General features: G+C 72.5%; 12 protein-coding genes and 1 pseudogene. 8 read left to right on the plus strand and 5 right to left on the minus strand.

All coding sequences use genetic code 11. The features are described 5' to 3' along the window. Nucleotides 1–62 precede the first annotated feature (62 nt). Nucleotides 63–725 carry a response regulator transcription factor gene (locus tag OHO27_RS32950; protein WP_328428601.1) on the minus strand — a complete coding sequence of 221 codons (663 nt, stop codon included), beginning with the start codon at nucleotides 723–725 and terminating at the stop codon, nucleotides 63–65. Nucleotides 726–818: 93 nt separating this feature from the next. Next, the gene (locus OHO27_RS32955; RefSeq protein ID WP_328428602.1) at nucleotides 819–2,543 is read right to left on the minus strand and encodes a sensor histidine kinase; all 1,725 of its coding nucleotides are present in this window, start codon (nucleotides 2,541–2,543) and stop codon (nucleotides 819–821) included. A gap of 217 nt (nucleotides 2,544–2,760) precedes the next feature. Between OHO27_RS32955 and OHO27_RS32960 the strand changes: the two genes are divergently transcribed. Both OHO27_RS32960 and OHO27_RS32965 read left to right on the plus strand, forming a co-directional pair. Beyond that, nucleotides 2,761–3,357 (plus strand): hypothetical protein, encoded by a 597-nt coding sequence (locus tag OHO27_RS32960; RefSeq protein WP_328428603.1) that lies wholly within the window; start codon nucleotides 2,761–2,763, stop codon nucleotides 3,355–3,357. Nucleotides 3,358–3,410: 53 nt separating this feature from the next. Further along, the gene (locus OHO27_RS32965; protein ID WP_328428604.1) at nucleotides 3,411–4,019 is read left to right on the plus strand and encodes a DUF1349 domain-containing protein; all 609 of its coding nucleotides are present in this window, start codon (nucleotides 3,411–3,413) and stop codon (nucleotides 4,017–4,019) included. Here the strand turns inward: OHO27_RS32965 and OHO27_RS32970 are convergent. Further along, nucleotides 3,979–5,366: pseudogene (locus OHO27_RS32970) on the minus strand (MFS transporter). The gene OHO27_RS32965 and the pseudogene OHO27_RS32970 overlap by 41 nt on opposite strands. Nucleotides 5,367–5,437: 71 nt before the next feature. Here OHO27_RS32970 and OHO27_RS32975 point away from each other — a divergent pair. From OHO27_RS32975 to OHO27_RS33000, 6 genes are all read left to right on the plus strand, one after another. Next, entirely contained in the window at nucleotides 5,438–6,433 is a 996-nt protein-coding gene (locus tag OHO27_RS32975; RefSeq protein WP_328428605.1) for a GlxA family transcriptional regulator, read from the plus strand. Next, nucleotides 6,430–6,933 carry a GNAT family N-acetyltransferase gene (locus OHO27_RS32980; protein WP_328428606.1) on the plus strand — a complete coding sequence of 168 codons (504 nt, stop codon included), beginning with the start codon at nucleotides 6,430–6,432 and terminating at the stop codon, nucleotides 6,931–6,933. The genes OHO27_RS32975 and OHO27_RS32980 overlap by 4 nt, the downstream gene beginning before the upstream one ends. Nucleotides 6,934–7,042: 109 nt before the next feature. After that, nucleotides 7,043–7,759 (plus strand): DsbA family oxidoreductase, encoded by a 717-nt coding sequence (locus OHO27_RS32985; RefSeq protein ID WP_328428607.1) that lies wholly within the window; start codon nucleotides 7,043–7,045, stop codon nucleotides 7,757–7,759. A gap of 99 nt (nucleotides 7,760–7,858) precedes the next feature. After that, the gene (locus tag OHO27_RS32990; protein ID WP_328428608.1) at nucleotides 7,859–8,911 is read left to right on the plus strand and encodes an aminotransferase class V-fold PLP-dependent enzyme; all 1,053 of its coding nucleotides are present in this window, start codon (nucleotides 7,859–7,861) and stop codon (nucleotides 8,909–8,911) included. Nucleotides 8,912–8,956: 45 nt separating this feature from the next. Next, entirely contained in the window at nucleotides 8,957–9,574 is a 618-nt protein-coding gene (locus OHO27_RS32995) for an RNA polymerase sigma factor (protein ID WP_328428609.1), read from the plus strand. Between the two features lie 48 nt (nucleotides 9,575–9,622). Next, nucleotides 9,623–10,639, plus strand: coding sequence for a maleylpyruvate isomerase family mycothiol-dependent enzyme (locus OHO27_RS33000; protein ID WP_328428610.1), 1,017 nt, complete (start codon nucleotides 9,623–9,625; stop codon nucleotides 10,637–10,639). A 184-nt stretch (nucleotides 10,640–10,823) separates the two neighbouring features. On the opposite strand, the gene thpD is transcribed toward OHO27_RS33000, so the two are convergent. Together thpD and OHO27_RS33010 are read right to left on the minus strand one after the other, a co-directional pair. Next, on the minus strand, nucleotides 10,824–11,711 hold the full coding sequence (gene thpD, locus OHO27_RS33005) for an ectoine hydroxylase (RefSeq protein ID WP_328428611.1): 888 nt from the start codon (nucleotides 11,709–11,711) through the stop codon (nucleotides 10,824–10,826). Nucleotides 11,712–11,718: 7 nt separating this feature from the next. Then, on the minus strand, nucleotides 11,719–12,123 hold the full coding sequence (locus tag OHO27_RS33010) for an ectoine synthase (RefSeq protein WP_328428612.1): 405 nt from the start codon (nucleotides 12,121–12,123) through the stop codon (nucleotides 11,719–11,721). Between the last annotated feature and the right edge of the window lie 8 nt (nucleotides 12,124–12,131).

Here is a 12,131-nt window from a genome sequence, read left to right on the forward strand (position 1 = left end):
CAGTGGCTGGTCGCGCAGTTCCCCGCGCCCCTGAAGGCGTTGCGGCCGCCGGCATTCGGGGGTCAGTTCGCGTCCGCCTCCAGGCCCGCGTCCCGGGCCAGGAGGGCCGCCTGCACCCTGTTCTCGCAGTCGAGCTTGGTCAGGATGCGGCTGACGTACGTCTTCACCGTGGCCTCGCTCATGTGCAGCCGGGCCCCCGCGTCCGCGTTGGACAGGCCCTCGCCCAGCAGGGCCAGTACCTCGCGTTCGCGGGTGGTCAGGCCGGCCAGCCGGCGGCGGGCCTCCTCCCCGCGCGCGGTCGCGGCGGGGGAGGCGAGGGTGTCCACGACGTGGCGGGTGGCTGCCGGGGACAGATAGGCGTTGCCGGCCGCCGCCGCCCGCACCGCGTGGATCAGCTCCTGCGGCGCGGAGTCCTTCAGCAGGAAGCCCGCGCCGCCGTGGCCGAGGGCCCGCAGGACGTTGTCGCGCTCGCCGAACGTGGTCAGGATCAGCACGCGCACCCCCGGCGCGGCCCGGCCGAGCTCGGCCAGCGCGGTCAGGCCGTCCATCACCGGCATCTGGATGTCCAGCAGGGCCACGTCGACCGCGGTGCTCCGGGCGGTCTCCACCGCCGCCCGGCCGTCCGCCGCCTCGGCGACGACGTCGATGTCGTCGGCCGAGGTGAGGATCATCCTGATGCCGGCCCGGATGAGCGGCTCGTCGTCGGCGACGAGGACCCGGATCACGCGGCCTCCTGCACGGTGTCGGTGTGATGAGCGGATGGCAGAGCCCCGCCATCATGCCCGATCCGGTCACCCGTGCGATCTGGTTGCCGCCGTTCAGATCTTGCCCTTGTAGGACTCCTTGGCGACCAGCTTCCCGTCGCGGAAGCAGAACCGGTAGACGATGTCGTCGTCGATGTCCAGATAGTGACGGCACGTCGCGCCCTCGGGCAGCGGCGGGCCGTTCTTCTCCTGGCCGTCGGTGAGCAGGGAACTGCCCTCCGGCAGCTTGGCCTTCACATCCTTCTCGGCGTCGCCGACCTTCGCGGACTTGTACACGCTCGGCGATATGGTGCCGCTCTCCACCTCGTCGAACAGCGCCATCAACCCCCAGGCCCCGAGGCCGAGAACGCCCACGACGAGGACGACGGAGGTGATGGCACAGCCGAGGGCGACCTTCTTCTTGCTGCTCATGATGGCGGCGAACTCCCCTTGCGGATCGGAACGGTCGAAGACCACTCCACCGTCGCCCGCCGCGCCCCCGCCGAACTGCCCCCGAAAGTCGTCGTCCGGGGAGACGGAGGTCGCGCCGTCCTGGCGCGGCAGGGTCTCCCCACCGCCGTAGGGCAGCACACCGGCGAGGCGGAAACCGCCGTCGGGGCCGGGGCCGGTGTGCACCATGCCGCCGACCAGCCGGGCCCTCTCCCGCAGGCCCGCCAGGCCCTGGCCGCCGCTGACCGCAGGTGGGCCCGCCGGTGCCCCGGCCGGCACGGGTCCGTTGGACACCTCGACCAGCAGGCTGTCGGGTTCGTAGCGCAGCGCCACCGTGATCGGGGCGCCCGGCGCATGCTTGTGCGCGTTGGTCAGCCCCTCCTGGGCGATGCGGTACGCCGCGTGGTCGGCGGCCGGCGCCAGGGGACGTACGGTGCCGGAGCGGTGCAGCTCGATCGCCGCGCCCGCGGCCCGCGACGCCTCGACGAGACCGTCGACGGCGGCCGCCACGCGGGCCGTCGGAGGCTCGGCGTCGCCCGGGTCCTGCCGCTGCCCGGCAGGCGCCTCGACGCCGTCCCGCAGGATGCCCACCGCCTCGCGCAGCTCCCGCATCGCGGCCCTGGAGGCCTCCCGGAGGATGCCCACCCCTTCCCGCTGCCGTTCGCCCAGCTCCGGGTCCACCTCCAGCGCACCGGTGTGCACGGCGATCAGGGCGAGCTGGTGGCCGAGGCTGTCGTGCATGTCCTGGGCGATGCGCTGCCGTTCCAGGAGGCGGGCCTGCCGCGCCACCATCGCCTGCTCGCGCACCAGCTGGGCGTTGTGCCGCTGCAGCGCGTCGAGCAGCGCGTGCCGCTGGGCGCGATAGCGGGAGGCGAGACCCGGCACGATCACCAGCGCCAGAAACGTGCCCGCTGCCAGCGCGGCCGTCATGAGCAGCGACAGCCGGATCTCCTCGTCGGCCGCGCTGCGGACGCCCACGGCGAGGTAGAGGACGAATCCCGCGGCGTACGCGGCCAGCGCCCGCCCGGGACGCATGATGCGGCTGCCCGCCGACCAGCTCGCGTACATCAGCAGCGGCGCCGCGCCGCCCACCGCACCGGCCATGGCCGACGAGACGAGCAGCACCGTCGCCGGCAGCGAGCGGCGGGCCAGCGACAGTACGGCGACGAACAGGGCCACGGCGACGCCCCGCGCTCCGAATCCGGCATCACCGTCGAAGAGGCCCGCCGTCGCGGAGAGCACGACGGTGAGCACGGCCTCCCCGATGATCCGCTTACGGGGCCACGGGGAGGCGGCGGCGAGCCGGGCGCGAAGCGGCCGGCCGGTACGGGGTGTCAGGCTTGCGTCCACGCGCAGACGATAGACAGCCGCCCCCCGCGGCCCGCATCCGCCCTTCGGCGCACCCGCGAACGACGAAAGTGAACACCCGGTCCCCGCCGCAGCCGTCATCTTTGGTCGCTGCGGAAGACGACTTACGGAGACTGCCCCGGGCCGGGTCGCGCGGTGAGGATGGCTGCGCCGGACGACGGAGCCGGCGGCAGGGACCACCGGCTCGGGGAGCGGAACAGTGGACAGTGCACGACAGCAGGCGAACGAGCGGTTCACCGTCCGGCAGAAGACCACCTTCATGATCAACCGGTACGTCGTGGCCGAGACGCTGCCCGACGGCTCCGAAGGCCGGGTCCTCGCCTTCGCCGAGCAGAAGCGGATGACGCTCAAAGAGCGGATGACCTTCTACACCGACGAGTCCAAGGACCGCGTCCTGTTCACCGCCCAGGCCCGTCAGGTCCTCGACGTCGGCGCCGTCTACGACGTGCGGGACGGGGCGGACAACCCCGTCGGCACGTTCCGCAAGAAGTTCGCCGCCTCCTTGCTGCGCTCGACATGGGAGCTGGACCAGCCGGGCTCGGTCGCGGCCGTCGGGCAGGAGCGCAACCGGGTCGTGGCCGTACTGCGCCGGGTCTGGGAGCTGCTGCCGCTCGACCTGGTGCCGTTCGTGTGGCCGTACCACTTCGACTTCACCTCGGGCGACAAGCAGGTGATGAGCGTCGACAAGAAGATCGGGCTGCGCGACCGCTATCTCGTCGACGTGGCCTCGCCCGATCTCGACCTGCGTCTCGCCATCGCCCAGGCCGTGGCCCTGGACGCCCTCCAGTCGCGCTGACCGGGACCACCCTGGGGCCCCCGCCGCCGGGCCCAGCCTGGAAGAATCCCGCCATGGACCTGAAACTCCCCGAACTGCCTTTCCCGCTGCGCACCTACGGCCCCGACGGCCACTGGTCCTACGAGGACGGCATGCTCTCCGGCTGGGCCGGCGCCCGGCAGGACCGTTTCGTGCCGCCCACCGGGGAGGCCCTGGACGCCGCCTCCGACGCGCCCCGGCTGCTCGGCGCGCCCGAGGGCGACTTCCAGCTGATCGCCCGCGTCACCGTCGGATTCGCGGGCGCCTTCGATGCCGGCGTCCTCTACGTCCACGTCGGCGAGCGGGCCTGGGCCAAGCTGTGCCTGGAGAACTCCCCGGACGTGCCCACCGTCTGCACCGTCGTCACCCGGGGCCACTCCGACGACGCCAACTCCTTCACCGTGGAGGGGAGTTCGGTGTGGCTGCGGGTGAGCAGGACCGGCCGCGCCTTCGCCTTCCACGCCTCCCGCGACGGCGAGCGGTGGACCTTCGTCCGCCTCTTCACCCTCGGCGACGAGGAGGAGACCGGCGCGGCCCTCGTCGGCTTCATGACGCAGTCACCGATGGGGGAGGGGTGCGTGGTGACGTACGACCACCTCGAGTTCAGGCCCGACTGGCCGAAGGACCTGCGAGACGGAAGCTGAGCAGACCCGTCACCGTGAGCAGGGCCGCGCTGATTCCCAGACTCAGCCGCATCCCCGCCACGAAATCGCCGGAGATCAGCGCCCCGAAGACGGCGATGCCCAGCGCCCCGGCCATCTGCCGCGCCGCGTTGAGCACGCCGGCCGCCAGGCCCGCCCGGGCGGCGGGTACGGCGTCCATCATGGCCGCGGTGAGCGGCGGCACCGTCAGCGCGCAGCCCAGCGCCATGGGGACGAGGAGCAGGGCCACCAGCGTCGGAGGCGTGTCGGCGTCGACGTACAGCATCGCGAGCAGGCCCGCGACGGCCAGACCCTGCCCCACCAGCATGGGCAGCCGCGCTCCGTGGCGTCCCGCGAGCTTGCCGGCCACCACGTTCGTCACCGCGATCAGGCCCGTCATCGGCAGGAACATCAACCCGGCCTGGAGCGCCGAACGGTCCTGTACCTGCTGGAAGAAGAGCGAGAAGACGAACACCATGCTGTAGAAGGCCACGCTGACGGCCGCTCCCGCGGCGACGGTCACCGCGACGGTCCGGTCGCGGAACAGGCTCAGCGGGACGACCGGGTGCGGGTGACGTGCCTCGACCCGGAGGAACGCCACCACCGCCGCCACGGCCACCGCCAGCGCCGCCCAGCCCGCCGTCCCGCCCTCGATCACCGCGAACGTCAGCGCCGTGAGCGCCACCACGGCCGTCACCTGTCCGGGCAGGTCCAGCGGTGCCGGACGGCGTTGCGAGCGCGGGGCGCGCAGCAGCAGCACGAGGATCAGCGCGCCGACGGGAAGGTTCACGAAGAAGATCCCCGCCAGTCCCAGGCCGTGGTCAGCGCACCGCCCGCCACCGGACCCAGCGCCACCGCCGCCGAACCGCCCGCCGCCCACGCGGCCACCGCACGGGCGCGCCGCGCCGGATCGGCGTACGCCTGCCGCACCAGCGCCAGCGAGGCCGGCAGTACGACGGCCGCCGCCACGCCCTGCACCATCCGCGCGCCGATCAGCGCCGGCAGGTTCGGCGCCAGACCGCAGGCCGCCGAGGCGAGCGTGAACACGGCGGCGCCGATCGCGTAGGCCCGGCTCGCCCCCACCCGGTCCGAGAACGCACCGGTGGACAGCATCAGCGCGGCGAAGGCCAGGGTGTAGGCGTCCACCACCCACTGGAGGCCGGACATTCCGCCCCCGAGAGAGGAACCGATCGCGGGCAGGGCCACGTTCACGATGGACGCGTCGAGGCAGACCAGCGCGAAGCCGAGGAGCCCGGCGGTGAGGGTGAGCGCGGAGGAGGGCCTCTTGGGCCCCAACCCGCCGGGGGAAAGGGCGAGTTCATCGCCCTTGAGGGTCTGGTTCGTGGACATGCCCTCCATGCTGCGGATCCGCGCCGTCGTACAGTAGTGGCCGGAACGCCATGCACCCGGAGGTTCTGGCCATGCCCCAGCCGCGCGCCCCGCACCGCATCGCCGTCGTCGCACCGTCGCCGGTCTCGATGTTCAACCTCGCCATCCCAGAGATGCTGTTCGGCAAGGTCGAGGTGGCCGGGCGGCCGGGCTACGAGGTGGTCATCTGCGCGGCCGAACCGGGACCGGTGCCCACCAGCGGCGGGCTCGACCTGTACGTACGGCACGGACTCGACGCCGTTCGGGAGGCTGACACCGTGCTCGTCGCCGGGACCGGGGAACCCTTCGAGCCGGAGTCACGGATCGTCACCGCCGTGCGCGAGGCGGCCGACGCCGGCAAGCGGATCGCGTCCCTGTGCACCGGCGCCTTCCAACTCGCCGAGGCGGGCCTGCTGCACGGGCGCCGGGCCACGACGTACTGGGCGCACGCCGAGGAGCTGCGCCGCCGGTACCCGCACGTCGACCTGCGGGGCGATGTGCTCTACGTGCAGGACGGGCCGTACGTGACGTCCTCCGGCTACGCCGCCGGCATCGACCTGTGCCTGCACATCATCCGCAGCGACTACGGCGCCGCCGTCGCCAACGAGGTCGCCCGCCGAGCCCTCGTCGCGCCCGTACGGCCGGGCGGCCAGACCCAGTTCACCCAGACCCCGCTGCCGCCCGAGCGTGGCACCGCCTGCGCCGACACCCGCGGCTGGGCCATGCGCAACCTCGACAAGCCGCTCACCCTCACCGACCTGGCCCGCCACGCCGGCGTCAGCGTGCGCACCCTCACCCGCCGGTTCCACGCCGAGAGCGGGGTGAGCCCGCTGCAGTGGCTGCTCCACCAGCGCATCGAGCGCGCCAAGGAGCTGCTGGAGACCACCGCCCTGCCCATGGACCAGGTGGCCCGCGCCTGCGGCCTGGGCACGGCCGACTCGCTGCGGGGGCATCTGGTCCGCCGTACCGGACTGACGCCGAGCGGCTACCGGGCGCAGTTCAGCCGGCTCGGAACCGGGGCGGCCGAGGGCACGTCCTCGGTTGCATGATCAGCCACAGAGCGACCGGAACCCGGGTGATCCGTACCGTCCTGCCCGCCGAGGCGGAGACGGTCGCCGCCCTGCACGCGCGTGCCCGGGCGACCTACTACCCCGCTGGGCTGCCGCAGGACGGCACCGACTGGCTCGGCGCCTGGCGCAGCGCCATCGCGCGGCCGGACGGGCATGTGCTGTGCGTCGTGGAGGACGGCCGCCTCATCGGTCTCGCCTCCTTCCGCACCCCGGAGGGCACCCCCGCCGACACGGTCAAGCTGTTCCAGTTCCATGTCGATCCCGAGCACTGGGGACGCGGCGTCGGCGCCGCCCTGCACGCGGCCTGCGTCGAGGAGTGGCGGGCCGACGGCAAGCGCACGGCCGTGCTCGACGTGCATGCCGACAACCGGCGCGCCCAGGCCTTCTACGCCCGTCAGGGCTGGATCCCGGACCCGGACGACCCGCCCGCCGAAGGAGACCACCACCTGAATCTGCGCTACTCCGTGCCCGGGGAATGAAGGTGCCCGGGGAATGAACGTGCCGGGGGAATGAACCCTGCTGTTTGAACGTTCACGCATCAGAGCGGAGGGGGTCTCCGCATCCCGTACGACCTGGAGAGCCGAAGACATGCGCGTCGAGATCTGGAGCGACATCGCCTGCCCCTGGTGCTATGTGGGCAAGGCCCGCTTCGAGAAGGCGCTCGATGCCTTCCCGCACCGCGAGCAGGTCGAGGTGGTGCACCGCTCCTTCGAACTGGACCCGGGGCGCGCCAAGGGCGACATCCAGCCCGTGATCACCATGCTCACGAAGAAGTACGGCATGAGCGCGGCACAGGCCCGGGCAGGCGAGGAGAACCTCGGCGCGCAGGCCGCCGCGGAGGGCCTGGAGTACCGCACCGAGGGCCGCGACCACGGCAACACCTTCGACATGCACCGGCTCCTGCACCTCGCCAAGGAGCAGGGCAAGCAGGACGCGCTGATCCAGATCTTCTACCGGGCGAACTTCGCCGAGGAGCGGTCCGTCTTCACCGAGGGCGAGGACCGGCTCGTGGAGCTGGCCGTCGCCGCCGGGCTCGACGCCGACGACGCCCGCAAGGTTCTCGCCGACCCGGACGCCTACGCCGACGACGTCCGCGCCGACGAGCGCGAGGCCGCCCAGCTCGGCGCCACCGGGGTGCCGTTCTTCGTGCTCGACCGCAAGTTGGGCGTCTCCGGCGCCCAGCCCGCCGAGGTCTTCGAGCAGGCACTCACGCAGGCGTGGGGCGAGCGGTCGCCGCTGACGCTCATCGACCAGGGCGACGCGGACGCGTGCGGTCCGGACGGCTGCGCGGTGCCGCAGCACTGACCGAACCCGCAGGTCGGGGCGCATCCATAAGCGCCGCTTGGTGAAACCACGCAAAGAATCGCAATGGACCGAGAGGTGCCGAGGGCTCAGAGTGGAGCCATGGAGACCTTCGAGACCCTCGTCCGTGCCGAGTTCGCCCCGAAGAACGTCTATCTCAACACCGCGAGCAACGGCCTGCTGCCGGCCCGCACCGTCACCGCCGTCCAGCAGGCCGTGCGGATGCGGGCCGAGGGCACGCCGCTCGGCCCGCTGTACGAGGACGCGGAGGCCGTCCGCGCCTCCTTCGCCCGGCTGGCCGGCGTCCCCGTCGAGCGGGTCGCGACCGGGGCCTCGGTCGCCGAGTACGGCGGGCTGATCGCCGCCTCGCTGCCCGCCGGAGCCGAAGTCCTCACCGCGGAGGCCGACTTCGCCTCCCTCGTGAACCCCTTCCACATGCGCGGCGACCTCAAGGTGCGCGCCGTCCCGCTGGACCGTCTCGCCGAGTCCGTCCGCCCGGACACCGCGCTCGTCGCCGTCAGCTCGGCGCAGTCCGCCGACGGCCGCGTCGCCGACCTGCCCGCGGTGCGCGCGGCGGCCAGGGCGCACGGGGCGCGCACCTACGTCGACGCCTCCCAGTCGGCCGGATGGCTGCCGATGGAGGCCGGCGAGTACGACTTCCTCGCCGCCGTCGGCTTCAAGTGGCTCATGGGCCCGCACGGAGCCGCGTTCTGCGTCGTCCCCGAGGACTTCGGCGGGCTGACCCCGCTGCTCGCCGGCTGGGTCGCCGGGGAGGTCCCCTGGGACAGCTGCTACGGCCCCGTCGAGAACCTCGCCGGCTCCGCCCGGCGCTTCGACATCAGCCCCAGCCTCTTCACCTTCGCCGGGCTGCGCACCTCCCTGGAGCTGATCGAGGAACTCGGCGTGAGTGCCATCCAGGCCCACGACCTGGCCCTCGCCGACCGTTTTCGCGCCGGACTCGCCACGCTCGGCCACGAACCGGTGCCGGCCCCCGGCTCGGCGATCGTGTCCGTGCCCGGACTCGGCCACCGCCAGCCCGAGTTGAGCGCGGCCGGAATCCAGGTCTCCGACCGCACGGGCAACCTGCGCGCCGCCTTCCACCTCTACAACACTTCCGAGGACGTCGACCGGCTGCTGGACGTCCTGTCTGCCTGAACCACTGGCGCGGGCTCGGCCGGGACGCTAGGAAGGGCACCAGGGGTGGTGGTGCCGGTGGAGTACCCGGGCGACACGTCCGTACAGCCGCCTGCCGACGCGGAGGTGCACCGGCGGCTGGTGTACGGCGACGAACGCGCGCTGGCCGACGTGTACGCGGCCTACGGCGGGCTGGTGCGGCGGGTCGCCGTGCGCGTCACCCGCTCCGCGGCCGCCGCCGAGGACGTGGCGCAGGAGGTCTTCGCCCAGCTGTGGAGCAGGCCGTACACCTTCGACGCGCGCCGTGGCTCGCTGCGCACCTGGCTGTCCGTGGTCGCCCACCGGCGGGCCGTGGACTGGGTCCGCAGCGAGGCCCGGCACCGCAAGAACGCCGGGGCCGACGACGCGGTGCTCCAGGCCCTCCCCGACACCGGTCCCGGCCCGGACGAGACGGTCGTCGACCGGGAACGCTCCCTCCTGCTGCACACCGCGCTCGCCGAACTCCCGCAGCCCCAGCGGGAGGTCGTGCACCTCGCCTACTTCGCCGGCCGCACCTACCGGCAGGCCGCCGCCGAGCTGGGCATCCCCGAGGGCACGGCCAAGACCCGGCTGCGCACCGCCCTGCGCACCCTGGCTCGGACGTTGGCCGACCCACCGGACCCGGCGCTCGAAAGAGGCGCATGATGGCGAGAGGGGCACGAACCGGGAACGGGCACGGAAAGGAGGCGCGCGATGACCGACGATCACGAGGCGGTACGTGACCTGCTGGCCGCGTGGGCCTTCGGCGCCCTCGATCCGGCCGAGGAGCAGGCGGTCGCGGCGCACCTCGCCGAGTGCGAGAGCTGTGCGGCTCAGGCGGAGCGGCTGCGGGAGACGGTACGACTGCTGGAGGGGCCGCCGCTCGGTGCTCCCTCGGGGTGGCCGGCCGACGCTACGCCTCCCGCGCTGTCCCTGGCCCTGCGCGCACGCCCGGCCGCCGGCCCTGCCGTCGCCGCGCACGCCGCGCCCTACGCCGCCGCGGTTGCCGGACTGAAGGCGCTGCTGCCCGAGCTCGCGGGCCGCTGGGCCACGCCGGTCGTGCACGACTGGGACGCGCACGCCACCGTCGCCCACCTCCTCGCCGCCGACGAGCACCTGACCGCCCGGCTCGGCGCCGGCGCCCGCGTGCCGCCCTCGCCGGTCGAGGACGGGGCGCAGTGGCAGGACGCGTGGAACCGCCGTACCACGGAGGTCATCGCCCATGAGCACGGCCGTACGCCGGACGAGACCGTGGCCGACTGGGCCGCGCAGGCGGACGGACTGCTCGGCGCACCCGAGGCCCACGACACCGAACTCGCCGCCCGGGCCGTGACGTTGATGGGCCTGCGGCTGCCCGTCGCCGAGCACTTCCTGGTGCGCGCCTTCGAGACCTGGATCCACACCGACGACATCGGCCGCGCGCTCGGCCTCGCCGTCCCGCCGCCGCCCGAGCAGCATCTGCGGCAGCTGATCCGCCTCGCCGTCCGCATCCTCGGCCTGTCCCTGGGACCGACCGCGCCCCCGGTGCTCTTCTCGGTCACCGGGGGCGCGGAATGGGTACTGGGTTCCGAGGACGAGCCCGTACAGGCCGAACTCACCCTCGACCCCCTCGACTTCTGCCTCCTGATCGGCGGCCGCCGATCCCCGAAGACCGTCCCGAGGGGCACCACGGGCGACGCGGCCGCCGCACAGAACGTGCTGGAGCGGGCCGCGTCGCTGGCGTGGCTGTGAGGGTCACCTCACGGGCGTGAGGTCACTTCACCGGGGTGAAGTCCCGTGCGCCGATGCTGCATTCTCCCGGGGCAACCCCGGACCCCCGGCCGGGCTCGACGTGCCGGGAGGCTGCGTCACGGGCGACGCGGCCGCCGTACGGAATGTACTGATGCGGCCGCGTCGTCGGCGTGACTGAGAAGGGTCACTTCACCGGGGTGAAGTCCCTCGCGCCGATGAACTCCGGTCGGTGGATCGGGGCCGCGAAGGGCTCGACGGCCGTGTTCTCGACGCTGTTGAACACGATGAACACGTTGCTGCGCGGGAACGGCGTGATGTTGTCGCCGGAGCCGTGCATGCAGTTGCAGTCGAACCAGGTCGCCGAACCGGCCTTGCCCGTGAAGAGCTTGATGCCGTACTCGGAGGCCATCTTCGTCAGCGCCTCGTCGGACGGAGTGCCCGCATCCTGCATCTGCAGGGACTTCTTGTAGTTGTCCTTCGGCGTGGCCCCCGCGCACCCGAGGTAGGTCCGGTGGGAGCCGGGCATGATCATGAGCCCGCCGTTGGTGTCGTAGTTCTCGGTCAGCGCGATCGAGACGGACACCGTCCGCATGTTCGGCAGACCGTCCTCGGCGTGCCAGGTCTCGAAGTCGGAGTGCCAGTAGAACCCACTGGCCCCGAAGCCCGGCTTGACGTTGATCCGCGACTGGTGGACGTACACGTCCGAGCCGAGGATCTGCCGCGCCCGGCCGACGACCCGCTCGTCGCGCACCAGGGAGGCGAACACCTCACTGATCTTGTGCACTTCGAAGACGGACCGGATCTCCTTGGACTGCGGCTCGATGATCGACCGCTCGTCGGCACGGATCGCCGGGTCGGTGACCAGCCGCTCCAACTCCTGCGCGTAGACGGCCACCTCGTCGTCCGTGATGAGCTGGTCGACGGCCAGGAAGCCGTCGCGCTCGAACGACTGGAGTTCGGTGGCCCCGATCGGCCCCGGCGTGTCGGGGGAGCCCCACACAACGGGGTCCTGGCGCGGGGTCGACACCTCGGTGGCGCCGCGGCTGGGGTAGAGATCGGTGACGGTGGTCATGGGTTTCTCACACCTCCTCGGGCTCGGTGAGCAGCGGGTATACGCCGTTCTCGTCGTGGTCCTCCCGGCCGGTCACAGGCGGGTTGAAGACACAGATGCAGCGGAAGTCCTCCTTGATCCGCAGCGTGTGCCTCTCGTGCCCGTCCAGGAGGTACATGGTCCCGGGCGTGATCGCGTGCGTCTGCCCGGTCTCGTGGTCGGTCAGCTCGGCCTCGCCCTCGACACAGACGACGGCCTCGATGTGGTTCGCGTACCACATCGACGTCTCCGTACCCGCGTACAGGATCGTCTCGTGCAGCGAGAAGCCGACCCTCTCCTTGGCGAGGACGATGCGTTTGCTCTCCCAGGTACCCGACGCCGATTTCACGTGGCGGTCGGTGCCTTCGAGTTCCTTGAACGAACGGACGATCACGGTGCTGC

The sequence above is a fragment of the Streptomyces sp. NBC_00443 genome (assembly GCF_036014175.1).
GTDB lineage: Bacteria > Actinomycetota > Actinomycetes > Streptomycetales > Streptomycetaceae > Streptomyces.